25 protein-coding genes are annotated in these 24,966 nt (G+C 47.3%); 8 read left to right on the forward strand and 17 right to left on the reverse strand.

Annotated elements, in window-relative coordinates; translation table 11 throughout:
- Positions 1-5: 5 nt before the first annotated feature.
- On the forward strand, positions 6-410 hold the full coding sequence (locus WBG78_RS13355; protein ID WP_337326925.1) for a DUF2721 domain-containing protein: 405 nt from the start codon (positions 6-8) through the stop codon (positions 408-410).
- A 54-nt stretch (positions 411-464) separates the two neighbouring features.
- Positions 465-1,748: an aminotransferase class V-fold PLP-dependent enzyme gene (locus WBG78_RS13360; protein WP_337326926.1), complete on the forward strand. Its 1,284-nt coding sequence runs from the start codon at positions 465-467 to the stop codon at positions 1,746-1,748.
- Between the two features lie 60 nt (positions 1,749-1,808).
- On the opposite strand, the gene WBG78_RS13365 is transcribed toward WBG78_RS13360, so the two are convergent.
- Positions 1,809-2,108, reverse strand: coding sequence for a hypothetical protein (locus WBG78_RS13365; RefSeq protein WP_337326927.1), 300 nt, complete (start codon positions 2,106-2,108; stop codon positions 1,809-1,811).
- 117 nt (positions 2,109-2,225) lie between these two features.
- On the opposite strand from WBG78_RS13365, the gene WBG78_RS13370 reads away from it, so the two are divergent.
- Positions 2,226-3,428 carry a sensor histidine kinase gene (locus WBG78_RS13370; protein WP_337326928.1) on the forward strand — a complete coding sequence of 401 codons (1,203 nt, stop codon included), beginning with the start codon at positions 2,226-2,228 and terminating at the stop codon, positions 3,426-3,428.
- Positions 3,400-4,140 carry a LytR/AlgR family response regulator transcription factor gene (locus WBG78_RS13375; protein WP_337326929.1) on the forward strand — a complete coding sequence of 247 codons (741 nt, stop codon included), beginning with the start codon at positions 3,400-3,402 and terminating at the stop codon, positions 4,138-4,140. The genes WBG78_RS13370 and WBG78_RS13375 overlap by 29 nt, the downstream gene beginning before the upstream one ends.
- A gap of 283 nt (positions 4,141-4,423) precedes the next feature.
- Here WBG78_RS13375 and hemH read toward each other — a convergent pair whose 3' ends face one another.
- The 4 genes from hemH to WBG78_RS13395 form a co-directional block, all read right to left on the reverse strand.
- Positions 4,424-5,431 (reverse strand): ferrochelatase, encoded by a 1,008-nt coding sequence (gene hemH / locus WBG78_RS13380; protein WP_337326930.1) that lies wholly within the window; start codon positions 5,429-5,431, stop codon positions 4,424-4,426.
- 62 nt (positions 5,432-5,493) lie between these two features.
- Positions 5,494-6,663 (reverse strand): hypothetical protein, encoded by a 1,170-nt coding sequence (locus WBG78_RS13385; RefSeq protein WP_337326931.1) that lies wholly within the window; start codon positions 6,661-6,663, stop codon positions 5,494-5,496.
- A complete protein-coding gene (locus WBG78_RS13390; RefSeq protein ID WP_337326932.1) occupies positions 6,660-8,162 on the reverse strand; it encodes a sensor histidine kinase in 1,503 nt (500 codons plus the stop codon). Before WBG78_RS13390 ends, WBG78_RS13385 begins: the two co-directional genes overlap by 4 nt.
- Before the next feature lie 66 nt (positions 8,163-8,228).
- The gene (locus tag WBG78_RS13395) at positions 8,229-8,645 is read right to left on the reverse strand and encodes a hypothetical protein (RefSeq protein ID WP_337326933.1); all 417 of its coding nucleotides are present in this window, start codon (positions 8,643-8,645) and stop codon (positions 8,229-8,231) included.
- 134 nt (positions 8,646-8,779) lie between these two features.
- Between WBG78_RS13395 and WBG78_RS13400 the strand changes: the two genes are divergently transcribed.
- Positions 8,780-9,157, forward strand: coding sequence for a helix-turn-helix domain-containing protein (locus tag WBG78_RS13400; RefSeq protein ID WP_337326934.1), 378 nt, complete (start codon positions 8,780-8,782; stop codon positions 9,155-9,157).
- Here the strand turns inward: WBG78_RS13400 and WBG78_RS13405 are convergent.
- The 12 genes from WBG78_RS13405 to WBG78_RS13460 all read right to left on the reverse strand — a co-directional run bounded on the left by WBG78_RS13405 (position 9,154) and on the right by WBG78_RS13460 (position 17,861).
- On the reverse strand, positions 9,154-9,783 hold the full coding sequence (locus WBG78_RS13405) for a class I SAM-dependent methyltransferase (protein ID WP_337326935.1): 630 nt from the start codon (positions 9,781-9,783) through the stop codon (positions 9,154-9,156). The two genes, WBG78_RS13400 and WBG78_RS13405, sit on opposite strands and share 4 nt — an antisense overlap.
- Positions 9,784-9,830: 47 nt before the next feature.
- Positions 9,831-10,649, reverse strand: a complete 819-nt coding sequence (locus tag WBG78_RS13410; RefSeq protein WP_337326936.1) for a hypothetical protein — start codon at positions 10,647-10,649, stop codon at positions 9,831-9,833.
- Between the two features lie 57 nt (positions 10,650-10,706).
- Positions 10,707-11,594: an ATP synthase F1 subunit gamma gene (atpG, locus tag WBG78_RS13415; protein WP_337326937.1), complete on the reverse strand. Its 888-nt coding sequence runs from the start codon at positions 11,592-11,594 to the stop codon at positions 10,707-10,709.
- Positions 11,595-11,611: 17 nt separating this feature from the next.
- Positions 11,612-13,192, reverse strand: coding sequence for a F0F1 ATP synthase subunit alpha (atpA, locus tag WBG78_RS13420; RefSeq protein WP_337326938.1), 1,581 nt, complete (start codon positions 13,190-13,192; stop codon positions 11,612-11,614).
- A 12-nt stretch (positions 13,193-13,204) separates the two neighbouring features.
- The gene (gene atpH / locus WBG78_RS13425; protein WP_337326939.1) at positions 13,205-13,765 is read right to left on the reverse strand and encodes an ATP synthase F1 subunit delta; all 561 of its coding nucleotides are present in this window, start codon (positions 13,763-13,765) and stop codon (positions 13,205-13,207) included.
- Between the two features lie 2 nt (positions 13,766-13,767).
- Positions 13,768-14,262 carry a F0F1 ATP synthase subunit B gene (locus tag WBG78_RS13430; RefSeq protein ID WP_337326940.1) on the reverse strand — a complete coding sequence of 165 codons (495 nt, stop codon included), beginning with the start codon at positions 14,260-14,262 and terminating at the stop codon, positions 13,768-13,770.
- 90 nt (positions 14,263-14,352) lie between these two features.
- Positions 14,353-14,598 (reverse strand): ATP synthase F0 subunit C, encoded by a 246-nt coding sequence (gene atpE, locus WBG78_RS13435; RefSeq protein ID WP_337326941.1) that lies wholly within the window; start codon positions 14,596-14,598, stop codon positions 14,353-14,355.
- 263 nt (positions 14,599-14,861) lie between these two features.
- The gene (atpB, locus tag WBG78_RS13440) at positions 14,862-15,905 is read right to left on the reverse strand and encodes a F0F1 ATP synthase subunit A (RefSeq protein WP_337326942.1); all 1,044 of its coding nucleotides are present in this window, start codon (positions 15,903-15,905) and stop codon (positions 14,862-14,864) included.
- A 90-nt stretch (positions 15,906-15,995) separates the two neighbouring features.
- On the reverse strand, positions 15,996-16,370 hold the full coding sequence (locus WBG78_RS13445) for a hypothetical protein (RefSeq protein WP_337326943.1): 375 nt from the start codon (positions 16,368-16,370) through the stop codon (positions 15,996-15,998).
- Positions 16,367-16,603 carry an AtpZ/AtpI family protein gene (locus WBG78_RS13450; protein ID WP_337326944.1) on the reverse strand — a complete coding sequence of 79 codons (237 nt, stop codon included), beginning with the start codon at positions 16,601-16,603 and terminating at the stop codon, positions 16,367-16,369. The genes WBG78_RS13445 and WBG78_RS13450 overlap by 4 nt, the downstream gene beginning before the upstream one ends.
- Positions 16,557-16,988, reverse strand: a complete 432-nt coding sequence (locus tag WBG78_RS13455; RefSeq protein ID WP_337326945.1) for a bactofilin family protein — start codon at positions 16,986-16,988, stop codon at positions 16,557-16,559. Before WBG78_RS13455 ends, WBG78_RS13450 begins: the two co-directional genes overlap by 47 nt.
- A 12-nt stretch (positions 16,989-17,000) precedes the next feature.
- Entirely contained in the window at positions 17,001-17,861 is an 861-nt protein-coding gene (locus WBG78_RS13460) for a M23 family metallopeptidase (protein WP_337326946.1), read from the reverse strand.
- Positions 17,862-17,956: 95 nt separating this feature from the next.
- On the opposite strand from WBG78_RS13460, the gene porW reads away from it, so the two are divergent.
- The 3 genes from porW (at position 17,957) to uvrC (ending at position 24,880) form a co-directional block, all read left to right on the forward strand.
- Positions 17,957-20,542: a type IX secretion system periplasmic lipoprotein PorW/SprE gene (porW, locus tag WBG78_RS13465; RefSeq protein WP_337326947.1), complete on the forward strand. Its 2,586-nt coding sequence runs from the start codon at positions 17,957-17,959 to the stop codon at positions 20,540-20,542.
- Positions 20,493-22,829 carry a transglycosylase domain-containing protein gene (locus tag WBG78_RS13470; protein ID WP_337326948.1) on the forward strand — a complete coding sequence of 779 codons (2,337 nt, stop codon included), beginning with the start codon at positions 20,493-20,495 and terminating at the stop codon, positions 22,827-22,829. Before porW ends, WBG78_RS13470 begins: the two co-directional genes overlap by 50 nt.
- A 116-nt stretch (positions 22,830-22,945) precedes the next feature.
- The gene (uvrC, locus tag WBG78_RS13475; RefSeq protein ID WP_337326949.1) at positions 22,946-24,880 is read left to right on the forward strand and encodes an excinuclease ABC subunit UvrC; all 1,935 of its coding nucleotides are present in this window, start codon (positions 22,946-22,948) and stop codon (positions 24,878-24,880) included.
- Positions 24,881-24,966: the final 86 nt, after the last annotated feature.

The raw sequence follows: 24,966 nt of genomic DNA on the forward strand, positions 1-24,966 counted from the left end.
ACACGATGCAGCAAATATCTATCAATACGCCGGCGCTTCTGTTCCCAGCAATTACGTTGATGATGCTTGCCTATACAAATCGCTTCCTGGCACTGGCGACACTGATTCGGAATCTGCATGCCAAGTACAAACAAATTCAGGAGGATCGCGAAATCATAAAGGCACAGATCGCCAACCTCAAACGGCGTCTGGTGCTTGTCAAGCAAATGCAGGCTATGGGCATAATAAGCTTCTTTTTTTGTGTTCTTAGCATGCTCTTCTTTTATTTCGATAAAACCAGCTGGGCTTTCTCGATCTTTGGGCTCAGCTTACTTTCCCTGCTGATATCGCTCGCGCTTTCTCTGAATGAAATCATCATCAGCACAAAGGCCCTTGAGATAGAATTGAGAGACATGATGGAAGAGAAGTAGTTCTGATTTCTCCGATTATTTTCTATCTTCCTCTCCGTTCAAAACCTAAACTCTATGTCGAGCCGTCGTACCTTTTTCAAAAAATCCATTGGCATTGCCGGTGCATTATCTGCCACATCTGTTGCCATGGCCGCAGAAGACGTCAGCGATGCGCTGATCCAATTGAACAAACTGTCTCCAGTCGAGTCTGCAAACGATGAAGAGCTTTGGAACAGACTGGCACAGGCGTACACGGTGTCTCCAACCATCCTGAATCTCAACAATGGCGGTGTGAGCCCGCAACCGAAGGTGGTTCAGGATGCTGTTGATCGATACTACCACTTGAGTAATGAGGCGCCCACCTACTACATGTGGCAAATCCTTGACAAAGGCAGGGAGCCGTTGCGCAGAAAGCTTGCTGACCTAGCAGGTACTTCTGCTGAGGAGATTGCAATCAATCGAAATACGACTGAAGCGCTGGCGACCGTAACCTGGGGACTTACTCTTCAAAAGGGCGATGAAATCGTGATGACCAAACAGGACTATCCCAACATGATTCACGCCTGGAAGCAAAAGGAGCTGCGTGATGGCATCAAGATTAACTGGATCAGCCTTAAACTGCCTATTGAAAATGAAGATGAATTTGTGCGCGCCTTTGTCAATGCGACCACTTCGAAAACGAAGATCTGGCACGTCACACACATGATCAATTGGACGGGGCAAATCATGCCGGTAAAGCGGTTGTGCGAAGAAGCGAAGAAACGCAACATCATTTCCATCGTAGATGGCTCGCACACATTTGCCCACATGGACTTCAAGATCAGCGATTTCAATCCAGATTACTTTGGGACCAGTCTTCACAAATGGCTGTGTGCCCCCTTTGGAACGGGGATGCTGTATGTTAAGAAGGATAACATAGCAGGCCTGTGGCCATTGTTCCCTAATGACAAACCTCAGAGCAGCGACATACGAAAATTCGAAACCCTCGGAACCCGCTCATTTGCTCCGGAGCAAGCCATTGGCCAGGCCATAGATTTTCATCTTGCCATCGGTAGCAAGAGGAAGGCTGAACGACTGCATTATCTAAAAAACTACTGGTGCGAAAAGGTAACTCACAATCCTCGTGTGAAGCTGAACATTAGTCTCAAGCCAGAGTACTCATGCGCACTTGGAAACTTTTCTATTGACGGAATAGAGCCCGAAACGGTAGCGAGCAAGCTGATGGGAGAACATCAAATCCATACGGTGTCTATAAAGTGGGAGAACATCAGCGGCGTTCGCGTAACACCTCATGTGTATACCACAACAAGAGATCTTGATCGTTTTGTAGACGCTGTACTGAAGATTGCAGGTACCTGACAACCCTTTTAACAAAACAGGGCCGCATCTAACCTGATGCAGCCCTTATCAATCTAAACCTCAGACCGACGTCTTCGATCTGATTTTCTTCAAACCGCGTGATGTTCGCGTTTTATAGTCGTTAAGCAATTGATCAAGGTGCTTTCGCTGTTTCTTTTGTCGTATGTCGACCGTTAAATTATCGATCTTAACTTCATGCATCAGCGCATTGTTGGCGTCATAGAATCTAACGATCGAATACACGCTGTCCCGCGTGTGGTTTTCAACGACCCAATATTCTCCGCTCATAGCGGCATGCTGCCCCATGCCCGCCGTGGACGTGATCATCGCTAATACGGCAATAAAAATTGTCTTTTTCATAACTTATAATCTTTAAGAGAAGATACGGCAACTCCTAACCTGGATTTTCGTGAAGTAGACCAGGCACTTGTTTATAGTTCTATATAGGCATGACGCCCCCACAAAACTTCTTCGTCTATGGTACTGCCACTTTCGTCGACAATTGACCGGCAACAACTTCTTTCTTCAAACAATACCGTAAGTTTCGTTATGAACGGCTTCTTCTCGCATCTCGCGCTGTCGCCGGAAAGGGGCTACAGGTTTACCCGGCATTTTATTTTCTGGGCGACGTGGTGGTTGTTCTTTGGTTTCATTTATGGTGTTCCAGCCTCAACAGGAGCAAAGCACACCGTCTTTCTCGGACTCGCCTTTGTTGAGGCACTGCTGTATCTTCCTCAGCATATGTTTCTGAGCTACGGCATTATCTATGTCATTTTGCCAAAACTGCTTTTGAAAGGTCGGTGGTGGACAGGACTACTAGCCGTGATTGTACTTATTCTTTTGACTGCGATGATGTCGCAGGTGGTCGCTGCTTATGCAATCATCCCCATCAGGACGTCATTGAATATACCGTACCAACCGAGCACTCAATTCTATGCCTCGCTGATGGCAGGACTTCGCGGATCAATGACTGTAGCCGGATTCGCAGTAGCCATTAAGTTGATCAAGCTCTGGTATGTTAAGAAAATGGACAACGAACGTCTGGAGAAAGCCACCCTGCGCGCTGAGCTCGAACTGCTCAAAGGACAGTTGCATCCACACTTTATGTTCAACACGCTGAACACGATCTATTCTTTTGCACTCAACAAGTCTGACAAAACGCCGCAGGCAATTCTTGAACTTTCACAACTCATGCGCTACATGCTGACCGACTGCGCAAAACCTCTTGTTGAGCTTGGCCGCGAAATCCAGATCCTAAGGGACTATATACAACTTGAACGGGAACGGTTCGGGCCGCGCCTTGACATTTCCATTAACTGCACCGGTGACATCGACAACAAAATTATTCCACCATTGTTGCTCATGCCTTTCGTAGAGAACAGCTTTAAACATGGCGCAGGTCAAATGATCGAACAGGCCTGGATAAGCCTGGATCTGACGGTTAAAGATGATGTTCTCAGGTTCAAATTAATCAACGGCAAACCGACAGAAGTCCATAGCAAACAATCATCGCTTGTGGGACTCTTAAATGTCAGACGAAGACTGAACCTCCTGTATCCACAAGCTCACGATCTTCGTATTAGCGAAGACGAGGATATGTTTGTCGTCAACCTGACTCTTCAACTAAACAAGGTAACGCTCCCGGAAGTATATGAACACATTTCGATGTCTGCTCATTGATGACGAGCCTCCGGCGCTTGATGTACTCCGCACGTATATCCAGTCAACGCCCATGTTGCAGGTTGTGGGGGAGTGCCACCACGCCATGGCAGCATTCGAACTCATACAGCAGCGCCAGGTGGATCTAATCTTTCTGGACATCAACATGCCGCAGTTGATGGGGACAGAATTTCTCAAGACGCTTACCCATCCTCCCCGAATCGTCTTCACGACAGCATTTCGCGATTATGCTTACGAAGGCTTTGAGCTCGGCGCGGTGGACTACTTACTAAAGCCCTACTCTTTTGAAAGATTCCTGAAGGCAGTACACAAGGTGCTGCAACTTGATCATAAATCACCACCATCGTCAGGTGAACCAACGACTCAGGCAACAGACAAGTTTCTTTACGTTCGTGCCGACCGCAAAATGGTAAAAGTGATGGTGCATGAAATTCTCTACATAGAGAGCCTGAAGGATTACGTCCGGATATTTATGCCTGGCAATCAGGTCATCACCAAGCAAACCATCTCCTCACTGGAGGACATGCTTCCGGAAGACGAGTTTCTGCGCATCCATCGGTCGTTTATTGTACCGGTCAGGCGCATCGATTCCTATAATCAACATGCCGTGTTTATAAATAAGACTGAAATACCGGTTGGCCCGCTATACAAGAATGAATTGATGAAGCGACTCCATCAGACTGAACATTCAGGTCGTTCGGGAAATATCTGATCTGGTGTCGACATCGGCCCGACATAAAGATTTTCAATTCTCAACCGCCCCTAGCGTCTGTTACAAGACTGTATCCGAACGGTTCTAATGTACTGGTATATCGGTATTAGCCTCCTATCAAACCTGTATCAGATCCGGGTCAAACCCGTATCAAAGCCGTATCAAACCCGTGTCATACCCGTGTCATACCCGTGTCATACCCGTATCAAAGCCGTGTCAAAGCCGTGTCTAATTTACAGGGTACCCGTCGGGTATCCGTCTGTAAGGACAGGGAACGGCAGGTTTAGGCAGTACGCACAAGATCTTCAAGACACTTGATCCAGGTAGGATGATCGTTCAGGCTTTCTACCAGCTGAACCTTGTCACCACCGTTTTCTTTGAACAAATGCTGATACTCATCGCCGATCTCAATCACTGTTTCGAGGCAGTCAGCAGTGAAGGCAGGCGAGAAAACAAGGATCTTCTTCATACCTTTTTTGGCGCATTCCTCAACGACCTTATCGGAAAACGGCTGCAACCACTTTTCATCCAGGCGCGATTGAAAGCAGACGGTATATCTATCAGACGATATTCCCAACTGGCCGGCCAATAGTCGGGTAGTTGCGTAACAGGTGGCCCTGTAGCAAAACTTGTTTTCCTCATTGACCTCGTGCATGCAATTATCCTTGCACACTCCGCTCAAATGGACTTTGTCGACCTGGCGCTTTGGCAGGCCGTGATACGAAAACAGAATATGGTCGTAGCTGCTGATATCATATTGACGCGCACGTTGGACGAACGCATCAATAAACAAGGGATGATCGTAATACTGACTGACAACCTTGATCTGCGGAATCACCCACCACTTGCTGATAACATCCATAACTTCCTGAACGGCAGAACCGGTAGATGCAGATGCGTATTGAGGAAACATGGGAAGCACCACAATCGTCTTGTAGTTGCGTTTTCGCATTTCCTCAAGGACATCCGGAACTGATGGGTTCTTATATCTCATGGCCAGATGGACGCCGAAATCAGGTCCCAGCGATTGTTGCAGAAGCTTCCCGGCATTTTCACTATGGTAAAGAAGGGGTGAGCCTTTATCCGTCCATAGTTTCTTATAAATGGCAGATGACTTCGGAGCACGAAACGGCACAATAACCAGGTTGACAAGCACCTTACGGCTTAGCCACGGGATGTCTATGACCCTGGGATCATTGAGAAACTGTGACAGGTAAGGCCGAACGTCGCCTACGGCTGGACTATCGGGCGTACCCAGATTGACTAAAAGAACTCCTGTTGTGGCTCCCATAACGAATATTCCGGCACGAAAGTAAGGCAAAAAATGCGCTTCTCGCTGAGGCAGAAAGCGGGCTAATGAAGAATGGGCGCCCGTTTAAATGGTTTTGTCTCGTCGAACAACTTCCTGTAGGTCGCGTGACGTTTGCAAACCTTGCCGCCAACCTGCTCCACCACGACAATCATTTTGGGATTGAAGTCGCCGATCCAGTTCATCTCGTACTCGTCGTAGCGTTTGTATTCGTCCTGCAAGACGCGGCGCATATTCAGGACCATGCCCCCATCGAGGCCCTTTCCCTGATGTTCAGGGACTACACCGAACAGGATGCCGAAAGCCTTTCGATTGGTTCGCCGGAGCTGATGCCAGGCAAATTTCAACTTACCCACGACATTGAGCTTGCCATCAACATACTTGATAAGCTGATTAATTTCAGGTAGTGACAGGAAGAAACTTACAGGCTCTCCCTTATAAAACCCAAAGTACAGTATTCGCCGATCCATGATCGGTTTCATTTGTTTAACGAGGAGCTTTGCCTGGGCCATTGACAACTCCGGATTCTCTGAACGGTTTGCCCAGGCTTTGTTGTAAACATTGTAGATATATTCAGGGAGTCTGGGCATTTCGTCTTTCCGCAGATACCGAAAAGCGTAATCAGGGTCCTGCTCCAATCTTTCCGCTTTCGACCAAAGCTTGGGAGAAAGAGGACCTGCTATCGTTCTATGAAACGTTAACTGATAGAAATAAACCTGGAATCCATATTCTTCAAAAAACTGCTGATAATAGGAAAAGTTGTAATTGCATTGATAGTTCGGTTCCTTGTCAAAACCTTCTATAAGCAGTCCCCACCATCGGTCACGGCTGCCGAAGTTAACGGGGCCGTCCATTGCTTCCATCCCCTTCGAACTGAGCCAGGCCTTGCAGGTATCCAGCAAAAGAAAAGCGGCATCTCTGTTATTAATGCATTCAAAAAAACCTATTCCTCCAGTAGGCTGTGCGTTGCCCTTGTGAACCGTTTTCTGATTGATAAATGCTGCCACACGACCAATGGTCATACCGTTGGCATCCAGCAGTATCCAGCGTGTACATTGCCCGTGCCTGAAAGTCTTATTGTGTTCCGGATCAAAAACACTTTCAACATCCTTATCGAGAGGTCGGATCCAGGCAGATGTATCTTTGTAAAGTCGGACGGGAAGCAGCAAGAATTCTCTGGCGTCCTGAAGCGTGGATACTTCCTTTATCTTCATTTCTCCAATATATCGGCAGGCTTAGGAACCACGTTGATGACGCTGTTAATACGATTGGGCAGAATGATCGTGAACCTTGTTCCCTGCCCCAGTCGGCTGGCTACACTGATCTGGCCTCCGAGCTTTTCTACGGCATTTCGAACAATATAAAGTCCTATGCCTGATCCATCGGATTGTTCGGTTGCACGATAGAACATCTCAAAGATCTTCGTGAGGTTAGCTTCATCTATGCCGATACCATTGTCGGCGAAGTTGATCTCTGCACGCATGTTGTCGACATTAACCCTGATCCCTATTTCGGAGGCGCCATGATCCAGCTTCCGGTATTTGATTGCATTTGAGATGAGATTCCTCATGATCTCTGCAATGCGCCATGGATCACTGTAGAATTCAATACCTTCTATGCGCTCGATGCGGCTAATTCCCTTTGCTCCTTCGAGATAGTTCAGGTCCTGGAAAGTCTGGTCGATAATTTTACCAAAATCGACCATCGCCACCGAAACTTCCATCTTCAGGTTCTTTGAATGGCTAAGCACGTCGCCGATGAAGTTATCGAGATGTTCAACCTTAGAACCAATCAGTTCGATGTATTCAATCGGATTGTCGGTGTTACCGGGAAGCTTGGCCAGGTTTACGAGACCGAGTATTGAAGAAAGGGGTGCTCTGAGATCATGCGAGACTTTGTAAACAAAGTTATCGAGCTCAGCGTTTCTGATCTTCAGTTCTTCCTCTATGCGTTTGCGTGTAGTGATATCGATATATACGCCATAAATCCCGATGGTCTGACTATCGAACTTTACCGGCATTCCATACAGTAATACGTTCAAAGGCCGTCCACTTCTGTGCAGTCGAACCGTCTCCCGAAGTATGACATGATTCGACGCGACAACATTATGGAGGTCTATTCCTTCGTGGGCCAGTTCTTCCGGAACGATGAAGTCGTTGATGCTTTTGTCCCTGAGTTCATCGAGTGTGTATCCAAACATCTCCTCAAACCCCTTGTTCACCTGTGACACTTTGCCGTTCCCTGTTAGGAGAACTACAGCCATAGGAATGGTTTGAAAGAGCTGCTCGAGAAGGGTTTCATTTTTCTTGCTTCGTGCTTCAAGCGATCTGTATCGAAGCAATTCCTCCTCGTGGCTGGTCTTTCGCTGTGTTATATCCTGAATAATACCGCGGCGCTTAAAGCCTCCGTTAGCGAGTGCCTGATGACTCGAGTTGATTTCTACCCAACGAACGGCGCCGTCCACAACAATCCTGACTTGTGCGTCAAATTCACTGCCTCCGCTGTGTGCGTCCTGAAGTTTCCGCTGGAAAACGAGCAGATCATCGGGATGGATGATCTTTTTGTAAACGTTGTTGTCGGTAAGCAACTCGTTGTGAGGAACACCGAGGATCCGACTGCACGATTCACTTACAAAATCAATAGTAACTCTCCCATCTTCATGGATAGTAGATTCATAAATAGCGACTGGGAGATTTTCAATGAGGTCGTGCATGGGCAATAACGAGCAAGATACAGGGCAGGGCTCCAAGCTGCAACTGCGTTTCGCCCAAATACTTTGCTATAAAACGGTCATCCGGCGTAACCATTGCTTCGCATCGCGCAACGTTTCAAAATAACGCACCTTCATTATATCGGCTTCCTGCGTCATTTCGCGAATGGTCAGTTGGGTGAATTTGTTGGTTGGCACAACTATGGCCAGGTATCGAACTCCCGCTTTTTCCATTGCTGGCATGACCTGATCGCGGAAATGCATGATATCCTCATCCAGGACGGGCCCTGCCGAAGAGCTATCCGTGAGCATGTGAAGCTTTGGGTAATTTCTTATTTCCTGGGCCATGAGCTCCAGTCGCTTCGCCTGGACCAATTGATAATGGTCGCTGCCCTTCGGGACGCCTCTAAGTGTCACTTTAACGCATGGGATCGTGTCGTCGAACTCGATAACCGCGTAATCGTCCTCAAAAAAGGGCTTCGTCATAATACAAAATTGAACGTTTGGGAGAAACGTGTTCACCCACGCAGGGTTATAGCACAAAATGTAAACAAATAGGTTACATTAGTAAAGAAAATCAGCAGGAACGTCCACATTTAATTTACGTTATAGGAATCGCTATGGAGATTGTAGAAATAGGAGAGAAAATCAGGGAGGTTTTCGAGAACCGCAATATGAGGCTCACGGACTTCGCCGACGAACTGGGGACGGTGCGACAGAATGTGTACCGCATTTTCAAGAAGCGCCATGTTGATACCGGGCTCTTACTTAAGATCTCGCAGGTACTTGGCTATAACTTTTTCCAGTACTACGTTCCTGCTTCGGCAGATTCAATACAGCTATCTATTTCGGATGAATCAGCAACGGTTGAAGTACAGCGTCAGCTTGATCTTTCCCGAAAGGAAATTGAATACCTGAGACGAATTATAAGCTTAATGGAGGAGAAGGCCGATCTTGTTCAGCAACTGAGTAAGGACGGAATCGTCGCTACGTCTTAGCGGGGCTTTTTATACAGTTCGCTAAAGATAAAGCTACCCCAAAACGCGCTTGAGCAAAGGCGCTTAAACCCAAGTTCTGCAATAATACTTCGCCAGGGCGCGAGGCGTTTAGTTGTCAGCCCTGTCGCCATCCCGAAGAAGATATACATTACTCTCAGGAGCATCGCCTGCCAGGCGGTGTCGTTTACAAAGTCCGTGCAGAGAAGGCGGCCACCAGGCTTCAAAACATCCCTCAGGCGCCCGATTACCTGATACAATTCATCAGAGGGAAACATGTCGGCGAAAAAATTAATGACAACAGCATCGAAGTGATCAATTTGAAATACGGCCTTCTCGGTACCATGGACGAAGCTAACGCGACGGCTATCGGCATCTGAAATCTTCTTCTTTGCCATGGCAATCATCTTTTCTGACGCCTCCAAATACAACACAGTTGCGGAGGAGTTAACCTTCAGAAGTTCCTCAAGGAACCAGCCTGTCCCCCCTCCTAGTATGAGTATTTCGTTACTCTGTTTCAATTCCTTTAAGTGAACCAGTTGCGATTTCCGTATGGCCGAACCGTAGACCATTCGGGCGAGACGATCGTAGACACCAGCAATTGATTCATAAGAATTAAGCTTGCTCACTTGCGGACAAGAATTGAATCAGGCCAACCCGGCCAGGGAAGTGAAGTTCACCAAACCAGGTATAACAATGGTAGAATAAAGACCCCATCGCCAATCATTCGCTGAACAAGGAGGCGATCAGGTCTTTGATTTCCGACGTAAATCAACATCAAAATCGCCTCCATTGCTCCTACGACAAGACCGGGCCACGTCAGCGTTTTATAGTATATCTGAGCAATGGTGAGCATCATACATAGGGTGAATGATGTCCAGATCATTACCTGCGACATGCGTTTTCCGGCGATCAATGTAAAGGAGGTCAGGCCGTCTTTAAAGTCCATTTCACGGTCAAGCCAGGACAATATGAGCAGGTTGGTCAGGGCAACGAGACTGAATTGTATAAAAAGTAACGAATGGGCTATTGTATAGCTGGTCCTTGCCTGGGCGATTGACGGCAGCAATACTCCGCATGTGTAGAGCACAGAAACAACAATCTCGCGCAGCCAGGGCAATGCTCGTTGCATTACGATCAGCAAAACAACCAGGAAAGCGAGAAAAACACCTCCCATAATCACAGCACGACTTACAAACAAAAGACTGATCAAATCGAGTAACAAAGCCACACCGACGGCGACGAGCATTCGCTGAAACTGCAATTGATGAAACAGGTGCCTGGGGCTTGATGCGGCGTGTCCGATCCTTCGTGCGTCCATGAGATGGTCTGCCGTGTAAATGATCCAAACGGTAAGGGCTAGCGGTATCAGGGAGAATGAAACTTCCGTCTGCAGCACTTTGATAAAAAAAAGCGCGCATATAACTGCTCCGGCCACTACATCGAGGCTGAGGATACTAATCAGGCGATATGCAGATGCGATACCCTTAGACATGAAAAAGTCTTCCTCCGAATAATACGAAGGAAGACTTCAAAGTTAAAGGATTTCGTTTTAAGCGGATTTGAGTGCTTCTGCACCGCCAACGATCTCGAGGATCTCCTTGGTGATGGCTGCCTGACGGGATCTGTTATAGCTGAGTTTAAGCTCTTTCAAAAGCTCTCCGGCGTTTTCGGTGGCCTTGTCCATAGCGGTCATACGTGCACCGTTTTCGGCAGCGTTCGAATCAAGCAAAGCCTTGAAAACCTGAATGCGTAGTGCCGTAGGCAGTAACTCAGAAATTATTTCCTCCTGAGAAGGCTCAAAAATGTAATCCACTGGATTTGATTTCGATCCTTCTGCTTTTGGAAGCATTACCGGAAGAAGTTGCTCTGTCCGCAGTATTTGCGTAGCAACGTTTTTGAACTCGTTATAAACCAGCTCTACCTTATCAAATTTACCGTCTTTGAAAGCCTTCATCACATCGTCAGCGACGGCAGCAGCGCTATTAAAAGAAAGTGTATTCAATATCTCTGCATGCTGATGCAGTGTCTGGAAATTACGCTTCTTGAAATATTCGGCTACCTTTCTGCCTACAGGCAGGATAACAACATTACCCTTCGCATATTGATCGTTATACTTCTCAGTAATGAGTCGCATAACGCCTTTGAAGATTGTGCTGTTAAATGAGCCGCACAAACCGCGATCAGAGCTCACCGCAACGATGAGGATACGCTGTTCATCACGAGGCGTGCTGAACCAGCTGTCAATATCGCCGGAGCTTTGTGCCTCCGACAGGTTCCTGATTATTGCCTCAAGCTTCACCGCATATGGACGCATCTGCGTGATGCGGTCCTGCGAACGGCGCAACTTTGCCGCCGCCACCATCTTCATGGCTTTGGTGATCTGTTGCGTGCTTACAACGGAGGCGATACGGTTCTTTACTTCTTTTAAATTCGGCATATCAGGCTTTATTCAAATCAGGCAGCGAATTTTGAAGACAGATCCTGAGCCACCTTCTTGATGACATCAACATCTGCATCGTCAAATTTACCGGCTCTGAGGTTGTTCAAAGTATTGCGGTGGCTAAGGCGCATCAGTTCGAGGAATTCTTTTTCGAATTGTTTCACCTTACCAACGGGGACGCGGTCCATAAATCCACGGGTCGAAGCAGTAATGATAGCTACCTGCTCTTCAACAGGAACCGGAGCATATTGATCCTGCTTCAGGATTTCAGTATTGCGGCGACCGCGCTCGATCGTCAATTTCGTTGCAGCATCGAGGTCAGAACCGAATTTAGCAAAGGCTTCAAGCTCGCGGAATTGAGCCTGGTCGAGTTTCAACGTACCGGCTACCTTCTTCATCGACTTGATCTGAGCAGAACCACCTACCCGTGATACCGAGATACCCACGTTGATCGCAGGACGGATACCAGAGTTGAAGAGGTTTGTCTCGAGGAAGATCTGTCCGTCAGTGATAGAGATCACGTTCGTAGGGATATAAGCCGAAACGTCGCCAGCCTGTGTCTCGATGATTGGAAGAGCTGTCAGTGATCCACCACCTTTAACAAGATGCTTGATAGAGGCTGGAAGATCGTTCATGTTCTGTGCAATAGCGTCGTTGTTGATCACCTTCGCAGCACGCTCAAGAAGGCGTGAGTGCAAATAGAACACGTCACCAGGATAAGCTTCGCGTCCGGGAGGCCTTCTGAGAAGCAGAGACACTTCGCGGTAAGCTACGGCCTGTTTTGAAAGGTCATCGTAGATCACAAGTGCAGGGCGGCCGGTATCACGGAAGAACTCGCCGATAGCGGCTCCTGTGAACGGTGCGAAGAACTGCATTGGAGCAGGGTCAGATGCCGAAGCACAGACGATAACGGTATATGGAAGAGCACCAGCCTTTTCAAGTGATGCAGACACTGCTGCAACAGTTGATGCTTTCTGACCGATGGCTACATAGATACAGAAAACTGGCTCTCCTTTTTCATAAAACTCCTTCTGGTTTACGATAGTATCAAGAGCAACTGCAGTCTTACCAGTCTGACGGTCACCGATGATCAATTCGCGCTGACCACGACCTACAGGGATCATAGAGTCGATCGCTTTGATACCCGTTTGCAAAGGCTCGTTTACAGGCTGACGGAAGATTACGCCAGGAGCTTTGCGCTCAAGTGGCATCTCGTACAATTCACCTGTGATGTTACCCTTACCGTCGATTGGTTGACCCAACGTATTCACTATACGGCCCAGCATGCCATCGCCAACCTTAACGGATGCGATTTTGCCGGTACGCTTCACAGTATCGCCTTCGCGAATACCTTCAGACTCTCCCAACAACACGGCTCCGACGTTGTCTTCTTCGAGGTTAAGAACGAGTGCCTTAAGGCCATTCTCGAATTCGATAAGTTCACCGGCCTGTGCCTGAGTGAGGCCGTAAATGCGCGCCACACCGTCGCCCACTGTGAGAACTGTTCCCACTTCCTCGAGCTGCGCTTCAGTGCGCGAGCCGGAAAGCTGTTCCCGCAATATTGCCGATACTTCTTCTGGTCTTATCTCTGCCATGATATTAGGAGATTAAAATTCTTTGATGTATGGATTATGACTAAACTTCACTTGCAATGACTTCAGCTTGTTCTTCAGCGAAGCATCGATCTGACGATCTCCTACATTAAGGACGAAACCGCCGATCATATTCTTGTCGATGTTTTCCGTGAGGTCTACATCGCTCTTTTTTGACAACTGCTGAACCAGTGCGCGGATCTGCGTACGCAGAGCGTCATCCAACGGTACGGCTGTAGTTACAGTAGCCTTCCCGATCTGCTTGTATTCGTTGTAAGCATTGTGGAATTGTGCTGCGATCGCCGGAAGCAAAGGTTCGCGGTTCTTCTTTGTCAGGATGTCTAAGATAGACATTGTGAGGGCATTCACCTTGCCCTTGAACAGTGCTTCGAGAACGTCGCGCTTCTTATCATGTTTGATGATAGGACTGCCCAACAACAACTCGAACGGTTTGTTTTCGCGAACGATCTTTGAAAACAGTAACATGTCCTTATGTACCTCCTCGAGCACGTTCTTATCCACTGCCAGTTCAAGCAATGATTTTACGTAACGTGCCGCGGCTCTTGAATCAACCATGGTTAGTTAACCTTAATGTCCTTGAGATAACGATCCACCAGTTCGCGCTGCGACTTATCATTTGAAAGCTTCTCGCGCAGGAGTTTCTCCGCAATTTCGATGGAGAACGTTGCCACCTGTTCTTTGATGTCGCGCAGAGCGGCATTCTTTTCAATGTTGATTGCAGCACGGGCATCATCCAGGATTTTGTCCGCTGCTTTTTTGGCTGCTGCCTCAGTCTCTTCCTTCAGGCGGCCGGAAGCCTCACGAGCTTCGCGCAACATTTTGTCGCGCTCTTCGCGAGCCTGCTGGAGAAGGTGTTCGTTGTCAGACTTCAGTTTAGAAATCTCCTGACGTGCTCTTTCAGCTGTGTCAAGCGCTTCCTGAATCGACTTTTCGCGATCCTTCAACGAATTGAGAATTGGCTTCCAAGCTAGCTTTGCCAGCAGGAATACAAGCAGAACAAATACAATTGTCTGCCATATGATTAGACCAGTGCCTGGGGTTAAGAGATCCATATTTTCAACGTAAACTGATAGTAGTCGCCTTCAGATAGTGATGTAATGTAAAAGGTCTGCCGGGCCCATTGCCCAAACAGACCTTTAAGCTTAGCCTTTGAACGAAATCAGCAAGCAAATAACCAGCGCGAAAAGCGCAGCCACTTCGATAAGGGCCGCGATAATCAACATCGCACCCTGAATCTTACCAGAAGCTTCAGGTTGACGAGCGATACCTTCCATCGCTGAGCCACCAATGCGACCGATACCAATTCCAGCGCCAATTGCTGCCAGACCTGCACCGATGCCAGCGCCCAAGATTGCGTAGCTGATGTCCAACAATAATGCTAATAACATAACTATGTATTTATTAAGTGAAACAAGCCGGCTCGTTTGTCGGGCCGGATATCTTTAGCAAGTCCTGAGTCCTGAGTCGTTAGTCCTGAGTACTTGGCCGTTAGTATTTTTAGTTTTTAGTAGCTGTCCTTCTGACAGTTACTCAAGCTTTGATCATTTCCTCTTTGATCTGGTCTATCTGTTTGTCCTTGCTCCGATCCTATCCTGGTCCGTTACTAGAAGCGACCCAACTCAGGACTAAAGACCTCAGGACTCACTACTATCTAATGGTGTTCCTCGTGTTCATGCTCTGCAGTAGCCATGCCGATATAGAGCGAGGAGAACAGTGTAAATACATACGCCTGGATTCCCGCAACCAATAATTCAATAAGGCTAATAAAGAGCACAATAGCGCTCGACGCAAAACCAACAAATATGCTTTTGAAAATGAATGTGAGGCTGATCAAGCTAAGCAACACAATGTGACCTGCGGTGATCGCGACAAAGAGACGCACTGTAAGTGAAAACGGCTTAGTAAATATCCCCACGATTTCAACGGGTAGGATAAATATCCGAAGCGGCAGCGGAACGCCCGGCGTCCAGAAAATGTGTTTCCAGTATTCCTTGTTACCCTTAACATTCGTGATGATGAACGTAAGAACGGCCAGTGTTAAAGTCACAGCAATATTTCCGGTAAGATTACCTGCACCTGGCAGCAAGCCCAACAGATTTCCGAACAATACGAAGAAGAACAGCGTAAGCATGTAGGGCATGAACTTTTCGTAGTTCTTGCCAATGTTCGGCTTCACAATTTCATCGCGAACGAATACGATGATGGGCTCCATGAACGACTGAACACCCTTGGGAGCCTTTCCGCGATTGTTCTGATATCCCTTGGCTACCGCAGCAAATACTAACACCAGCAGAGTGGCATTAATGAGGAGCATAGCTACATTCTTGGTAATCGAAATGTCCAGTACTGACTGGCCATTGAGGGTGATATGTTCGTGCTCGTCCAGCACATACCCGTTATAAGGCACCTTGTTGTGGTGTTCGTCGTAAAAGTTGCGGGACGAGAAAACATCCAAACCGCCTTGCTGGGAGTAAACAATAACGGGGAGGAAGATTGTGCCACCATGGTCCCAAAGATGCCAAACATGGTCGTCCATGACGTGATGGATGATAATGTTGGGATCAAACGCTTCGTGCTCCTCCGCAGTGTTTGTCTCATGCCCTTCCTGGGGGGCCGCAAAGGCGCCAGAAAAAGTTAAAAAAAACACTACCAGATAAAGGGAAAAACGCTTTGCAGGGCTCCAAAATATGCTCATTCAGCGCAAATTTCAAGGTTTTGAAATACGAGCGCAAAGGTATTAAAGAATGCTGCAGAAAAAAATGTTTTGCGAAATATTTGCCCTTACTCAATGAGGTCGATTTCCAGCGATTTTTCGATGCAAAAAGCCGACTTCAAGGGCCGTGAAAACCACGTAGAGAATTAGGAAAAACAGGACGTTGCTGTTCGCCCCCGGTTTGTCATCCACGATCATTAACACAACATACACACCGTAGGCGATGAGCTTGATGGTCATCGACAGCAGATAGATTTGAATGAACAGCTCTGGCTTTTCGATCTTGTCAAGATACCGGTAAATGACGATTGTAAACACCGCAAGAATGGCAGCAGTCTGCATGGAGTATGAGGGGGCAGCCTCAATCCAGCCTTGATTTTCAGATAACATGACTACCAGGATGCAGCCAACGGCAACAGCCATAACTATCCCGACAAATCGAATCAAGGGTTGTCGCGTTTTATGGAACGATAGACCTGGTACATCATCCCGCCAAACGCCATGAAACCGAACGTGAGCATAAAGGCCGGAAACTGTAAATGGAGTTTCTGATCGAGCAGGTATCCAAGCCAGCCTGACAAAGCGATGGCAGCCACCAGCTGTAGACCGAGGCTGCTATACTTAAGGTAGTTATTATACGGTTTTAGCTTCTTGTTGGGGGAGGGTTCGGCTGGAGCCATTCTCGCCTATTTTAATATCCTTGATTACCGCACCCATTTTGCAAGTGCCATTAAATACGGCGCCTGGCTCTACCACCATTTTGCCTGTAAAGATATCGCCATTGATGACCGCGGTTGCCTTCAATACAAGGAGTTCAGTTACTTCGATCTTGCCTTTCACTTCGCCTTCGATGTCGGCGTTTTGTGCAAGAATGTTCCCGTCAACCTGCGATGCAGGTCCAAGTGCTACCTTCGCCTTGCAAATGAGATTACCGGTCATCTTGCCCTCGATGCGGATATTACCATATGTTTCAATATCGCCTTTGAGGAATGTGCCTTTGCCAATGTTGTTGCTCGAGTTGCTGATCTCGTCGGCTGCCCGTTTCTGTTCTTTCGAAGTTAGCATGTCTAAAAAAGTTTAAAAAGTGACGAATTCTTCCGGATTCAGGGAGTTTCCATTGTACCATAACTCGAAATGGAGATGTGGACCGTTTGTAAGCTCCCCGCTATTGCCAACTATGGAGATAATTTCTCCGCCGTTAACAAAAGTACCAACTTTTTTTAAGAGTTGAGCATTGTGTTTATACGACGAAATGAGGTTACCTCGATGCTGAACCATGATCACGTAACCCGAATCCTGCGTCCACGAGCTAAAAACGACCGTTCCGTCGGCGATGCATTTTATAGGCTCATTCACTTTGGCGACGACATCGACGCCCAGATGCCCTTTTTTGACATCATATTGGTCAGAAATGAATCCAGAGATCGGTGAGTAGAAAAACGTTTCCTGAAGCTCGCGGTATTTGGAACTCGTCGGAATGACAGACATGCCCGATCTTTCAAACTCCTTGCGAAATACCGAATCTGTAGAGCTCGCATGTAGATCTGCCGGCCGATTAAGCGGTTGGTTCTCTCCACGGAGCGCTTCGGCGGGATCTTTGAAATTACTGGTGTCTCCGCTCAATACCTGCTGCAAATTTGAGATGAATTGATCCTTGCGCTCCACTTCAATGCCCAACGAATCGACCTTGTTTGCCAACTCAAGCAGTTGCTGATTAAGCACCAATTGTTCGTGCTTGGGATCAAACCACCGAGCTAAAATGGTCTTCGCCATGAACAAACTCATGATGAACAATCCCGTGAAGAGAATCAGGGAAAAAAAGATAACTTTGGAATAAGTAAAAGCCATGCTCGTTTTCTCCGCGAAGTTTTCTTCGTTCCGGATAACAAGCTGATAACGGGTGGCTAACCAGTTTGATAAGGTTTTTTTCTGCTGCAAAGTATTCCCGTATTTTTGCACAAAATTAGAGATTCCGTATCATTTAAATATGGAATTCAGGTTTTTTGCGTTTTAGTCATCTAGACAATACGTCCTTGAGAAGTGCTTTTTATTTTTTGCTGCTCTGTGTGGCCTTTGTATTGATTCAGTCGTGCTCGCCCGAAAAAAACACTTGGACCAGCAAAGCATACCACAATACAACGGCGCATTACAATGGATATTTCTATGCCCGCGAAGAAGTTCAGAAAATAGAAAATACCATATGGGCCAGCTTGTCCGATGACTACAATCGAGTTCTTCGGCTCTATCCAACGGTCGATACCGCACTGGCGAAGAGTTATGACAAAGACATTCAGGAATCCATCAAGATGGCTTCCCTGGCAATCCAGAGACACCCTAACAGCAAGTGGGTCGACGACTGCTATATTCTGGTTGGCAAGGCCAGATTGTATAGCCTCGATTTCGGGAATGCCGTTCAGACCCTGAAGTTTGTCAATACAAAGAGCAAGGATCCCAGCGCACGGCATCGCGCAATTATTCAGCTAGTCCGCACATTCACAGAATACAAGGAATACAACAATGCGCAGTCAGCGATCGACTACGTATCCAAAGAAAAGCTTGACAAAACAAATCAGAAGCGTCTTCTGATGGAGAAGGCATATTTCTACCAGGAGCAGGCTGATTATGACAATATGGTTCGGAATCTCTCTCAGGCTGCGCCCATGCTCCGTAAGAAGGACAGGCCCGGAAGAGTTTACTTTATCATTGGTCAGGTTTATCAAAAACTTGGTTTTGAATCTGAAGCGTATAACTATTACAAAAAGTGCCTGGCTACTAATCCGGAATATGAAGTTGATTTCTATGCCCGGCTTTATATGGCGCAGGTTACAGAAATATCCCGCAGCAAGAGCGTTAATGCAGCGATGAAGTCTTTCAGGAAGCTTCTAAAAGACAGCAAGAATAAAGAGTTCAAAGACAAGATTTATTATGAGATGGGCGTGTTCGAACTCAAACAAAAGAACATCAACAACGCTATCACGAGCTTTAAACAGTCAGTGCGTGAAGGAAACAACAAGCGCGTGGATGGTGAAGCTTTCCTCCGGCTTGGCGAGATCTATTACGACACGCTGCGCAACTACAAACTTTCTCAGGCATACTATGACAGTGCCACACAAGCATTGCCACCTGACTACGAAAACTACGAGGCAATCAAGGCAAGGCAGGAAATACTTGACGAGTTTGTTGGCAATCTTAATGTAATTCAATGGCAGGATAGTCTGCTCCGTTTATCTTCCCTCGACTCCGTTGGACTTCGTTCCATTATCGACTCAGCATACCAGGCGAAGAAGGCACTGGCCGAAAAGAGTGTTGGTAAGAAAAAGAAGCGCAACCGCATTGACATCGAGACTACTGACAATGTCTTCGGCAATATTGAGGGATCCGGTAATGACGAATCTGCAGATTGGTACTTTGGCAATCCTTCCGCCATGGCTTTGGGACAAACTGAATTCCGGAGAATCTGGGGTGATATTGTACTCGAAGACAACTGGCGACGGTCACTTCGATCTTCGAAGGCGGCGGTGACGAACACCGCTTCGATGGATTCTACTACTATTGTAGCCAGCCAAAAGGAGGAGACAGAGGCGGCGCCTGCCGACCCCGTTGGAGCCGAATACGCAAAGGTCAACGCGCAGATTCCCCGAACCGATGACCAAAAGAAAGAAGCACTTAAAAAGATCGAAGACGCCTATTTCAATGTCGGCGAAATCTATTACTTCAAACTAAAAGAACCCGAAAATGCCGCCGACTACTTTACCAGGCTGCTTAAGCGGTTCCCTGAAACTGAATACGAGCCCGAGATACTGTATCACATGTATCTGATCTATAAGGACAGCAACCCTGCGAGGGCTGAGGAATATGCTAACCTGCTCCGTACGAAACATCCTGAGTCCACATTTGCCAAGACGCTCGACAATCCCGATTACATGAAGGAATCGAATCTCGCAAATGAGAAGCAAAAGTCATTGTACCAGGAGGCATACGCGAGCTACCAGGATGGCGACTATAACAAGGCCACTTCACTTATCAACGAAGCTCGTGCCATCGGCGTAACGACCTTCACACCAACGCTGAGGCTACTGGAAATACTCATCGTTGGGAAGACGGACGACATTTCGAAATATCAGTATCAGCTTGGTGAATTTGCTAAAGAGAATGTAGCCACCGATCTGGGCAACTACGCACAGAAATTGCTGGAGGCTTCACGTACAGTTCAGGACGCACAAACCATGAAGGCCGGCGTTACCTACATTCGCTCACTTAATGAGCCTCACTATTTTGTGATGATCTACCGCAACGACGAAAAGCTGGGGAATATGCCCACACTTACGCTCGAAAAGTTGAACACTGATAATTTCAGAGAGCTGAACCTGAAGACGTCAAACATGGTGTTCAATCCCGAAAACACAATGACCCTGGTTGATGGTCTGCCGCGCGTGAGCTTTGCGATTGAGTACATGAAATCATTCAACGAAAAGCTAGCTACACTCACCGAGTTAAGGAGCCACAAATTCCATAGCTTTGTGATCACAAAAGACAATTTCGATATCTTATACCGTACAAAGGGACTGGATGAATACCTTCAATTCTTCGAAAAAAATTACCCGAAAGAAGCCGAATAAGGATATTCTGCTGACAAGGAGTGTGTGGTTTAAACGCGGCATCAAGGGAATATGGATCGCATTCCTTTGTATTGTCCTAGGACTGCCATTATACGTGCTGGCAGTCAGCAATGACTTGTTTGGAATGTTCGGTGGCATGCCGAGCCTGAGAAGCATTGAAAACCCGGAGAACGATTTGTCGTCCGAGTTGATTTCTGCTGACGGAGTTTCGCTCGGAAGGTATTTCAAGTACAATCGCAGCCAGGTAACATATGATCAGCTCTCTGCTGATCTCGTTAATACACTGCTGTATTCGGAGGATCACCGTTTCTATGAGCACTCAGGACTTGACTTTCAGGCTTACCTGCGTGTTGTTTATGGTATCCTCACGTTTAATTCCGGTGCCAAAGGCGGTGGTAGTACGATCACGCAACAGGTAGCAAAGAACCTTTTCAATACACGTGGCGAAGAATTGCAGGGCTCACTCAAGCTGAGTGGTTCGCTGAAGAAGCTGATCAACAAAACCAAAGAGTGGGTGATCGCGGTACAACTTGAGCGAAATTTCACGAAGGAAGAAATCATTGCCATGTACCTGAACACCGTTTCCTTTGGGCGAACGACCTTTGGTGTTAAAGTGGCATCGGAAACGTACTTCAATAAACGCCCGGATCAGTTAAACATTCCTGAGTCTGCGGTGCTGGTTGGATTGCAGCAAGCTGTTACCCGTTACAATCCGGTTGACAACCCGGAGAACTCACTAAAGAAGCGCAATCAGGTTATCGGGAAACTATTTGACCACGGTTACATCAAAAGCGAAGCCGTATACGATTCACTTCTTCGTACACCTATCGACCTTAAGTATCGTGTTCTGAATCAAAACGAAGGTATAGCAACGTATTTCCGCGCGGTTATTAAGAACGACCTGATACGCTGGTCGCGTGCACGAAACATCGATCTTGAAGAGTCAGGATTAAAGATCTATACAACGATCGATACCCGCATGCAACGCTATGCCGAGGAAGCAGTGTGGGAATCGATGAAGTCGCAGCAGAAGATTTTCAGCACGCACTGGAAGGGATCAAATCCCTGGATCGACGATGACCGGGTTGAAATCAAAGGCTTCCTGCAATCCAAAGTGAAGAAGACTGATGCGTACCGATACCTTGTTGCACGGTATGGTGAAGGCAACGATTCCGTGAAAGTTATGCTCAACAAAAAGAAGAAGATGAGCATCTTCACCTATACTGGTGAACGCGATACGTTGTTCAGCACGATGGATTCACTCAATTATTATCTGCGTTTCCTTCAGGCTGGCTTCATGTCTATGGATCCTGCAACCGGAGCGATCAAGGCCTGGGTGGGTGGTATCAATTACAAGTATTTCAAATACGATCACGTTCGTCAGGGTAAGCGTCAGCCTGGTTCGGCATTCAAACCATTCGTATATGGCCGTGCTATGGAAGACGGCTATTCGCCATGCCAGCAACTACTGGATGTTTCTCCGACTTTTAAAGTTCCAGGCGGAACGTGGAGCCCTCCGAATGCTGAAGGCGATCGCGGTACTGGCGTTTCTTATAATCTCCGTCAGGCAATGGCGCGCTCACTTAACTCGATTACCGCGCAGGTGATGCAGAAAGTTGGTGAGGCCAATGTGGTAGACTTCGCTCACCGCGTGGGCATCTCCAGCAAACTCGACGCAGTTCCTGCGCTTTGCCTTGGAGTAAGCGATGTTTCCTTGTTCGAACTGATCGGGGCGTACAGCACCTACGTTAACGGAGGAATTCATACGTTGCCTTTCTATATTACGCGTATTGAAGACAAGAACGGCAACGTTATTGAGAACTTTGTTCCCAAGACACGACAGGCGATCAGCGAGCAAACTGCCTTCAAGATGATCTACATGCTCATGGGTGGTGTTGAAGAACAAGGCGGTACTTCCGTTGCACTACCCTGGGACCTCAAGTCTGAAAACGAGATCGGTGGAAAAACCGGAACGACAAACAATGCGTCAGACGGCTGGTACATGGGGGTAACACACAACCTCGTATCAGGCGCATGGGTTGGTGGAGACGAAAGATCAATCCACTATCGCAACTGGGCGATGGGGCAAGGAGGAACAACAGCGCGGCCGATCTGGGTTAAATACATGCAGCGCGTTTATGCAGACAAAACACTTGATTACAAGAAAGGACAATTTAAACGTCCGTCAGGTGGGCTCGATATCTCATTGGATTGCAGCGCTTATGCAACTCCTGATGCTCCCGGTTTGAACACACCGAATGACGAGACCTGGGACCCCAATAATTGATCTATTTGTTCACTTGTTGATTTGTTGATTTAAAGTCAGAGTTGGTCAATCCTGCGTTTAGACTTACTCTTAAGTCATGCCTGTAATGGCTTATATTTACGGCAGGAGTCCTTGCCATGTCATCACCATACGACAAATTGAGAGAGGTTGTTCAGCGCCTGCCGGAGTCTCCGGGCGTTTATAAGTTCTTCGATGAAGAGAAGACGCTGATCTACGTCGGCAAGGCAAAGAATATCCGCAAGAGAGTAACCAGTTACTTCACGAAGAATTCCGGCGTCAATCGAAAGACGCTAAAGCTTGTTTCGGAGATATCTGACATCGATTTCACAGTCGCGAATACGGAATTTGATGCGTTGCTCTTAGAAAACAACTTCATCAAACAAAATCAGCCTAAGTACAACATCCTGCTCAAGGACGATAAGACGTTCCCATACATCTGCATATTGAATGAGCGTTTTCCACGCGTTATCTATACGCGCACTTACAACCTGGACCAGGGCGAATATTTCGGCCCCTATTCAAGCGTTGTAGCAATGAAGAATGTACTGGAACTGGTACGGAAACTCTACTCTATACGTACCTGCAGTTTGCTGCTCAGTGAGCAGAATGTGGCTCAAAAGAAGTTTAAGGTGTGCCTGGAATATCATCTCGGCAATTGTAAAGGTCCGTGCGAAGGATATCAGGATGAAACCTCCTATCTGGAAGAAATCGATCAGGCACGAAATATCCTGAAGGGTAGTTTGAGCATTGTTTATCAAACTTTCACGGCGAACATGAAGGAAGCCGCGGGAAGCATGGAGTTCGAGCGAGCCCAGCATTACAAGGAAAAACTTGATACGCTGGAGCGGTTCCAGACAAAGTCGTTGGTTGTAAACCGGGATCTCACAGACATCGACGTGTTCACTATCACGAGTATTGAAGGATACGCCTATGTAAACTACATGCAAATCAAGGAAGGATCCATCATCTACTCAAAGACGATGGAAGTGAAAAAGAAACTCGATGAGCCAGATGATGAATTGTTAAGTATCTCTGCAGTAGAACTAAGGGAGCAAACGCACAGTACGAACCGCCTTATCCTGTCGAACATACCTATCATAGTTCTTGAAAGCGAAGTTGAAAACGTCATACCACAGATTGGCGACAAGAAGAAGTTAATTGCACTGTCGATCAAAAACGCCCTGGAGTTGCGCCGGGAACGCGAGATTTTCAGAGAGGGTAAAAAATCCAAGCAACGTGAAGTCCTTGAAATCCTTAAGAAGGATCTTCAAATCCAGCAGCTGCCTGAAATCATCGAGTGCTTCGATAACTCGAATATCATGGGTACTGTTCCAGTCGCGTCGATGGTGCGTTTTGTAAATGGCAAACCCGACAAGAAAGGCTACCGGCACTTCAATATCAAGACGGTTGAAGGTCCCAACGACTTTGCCTCGATGAAGGAGATTGTCGGAAGGCGTTACAAGAGAATCCTTGAAGAAGGAGAACAGTTACCCAGCCTCATCGTTGTGGACGGTGGTAAAGGCCAGCTGAGCAGCGCATGTGAGGCCTTGAAGGAGCTGAATATGTATGGACAGGTGCCCATCATAGGCATTGCCAAGAAACTTGAAGAGATCTATTACCCGGAAGATCCACTCCCGCTTCATATCAGCAAGAAGTCGCCGGGGCTACTTCTGCTCCAATACATCCGCGATGAGGCGCACCGTTTTGCTATCACCTTCCACCGGCTGAAGCGCAGCAAGAAGCCGTTAAAGTCAGAGGTGCAGGGCATGGAAGGAATCGGAGAAAAGACTGCGACAAAATTGTTACAGCATTTCCGGTCGGTGAAGAAGATGCGCGAAGCATCGCCTGAAGAGATTGAGCAGGTGGTTGGCAAGGCAAAGGCAAAGCTGGTTTTGCAGGCGCTGTCGGGAAACAAAGAGGAACCACAAGCCGACGGATCATTGCCGGAGGTATCGTCATCATCAGACGCATTGTCATCAGATTCATCACTCGCCCCATCAGAGTCGGATATGCTGGACGCGTCCCCGTCTGACAAATCTGAGCCTCAATAATTTCGGATCCTGATTACGTGTGATGTATGGTGTAACGTGTCAAAGCGATACGTCAAAGCCTGCACGCGCTCAACTCGTGACAAATC

The sequence above is a fragment of the Chryseolinea sp. T2 genome (genome assembly GCF_037203685.1).
GTDB lineage: Bacteria > Bacteroidota > Bacteroidia > Cytophagales > Cyclobacteriaceae > Chryseolinea.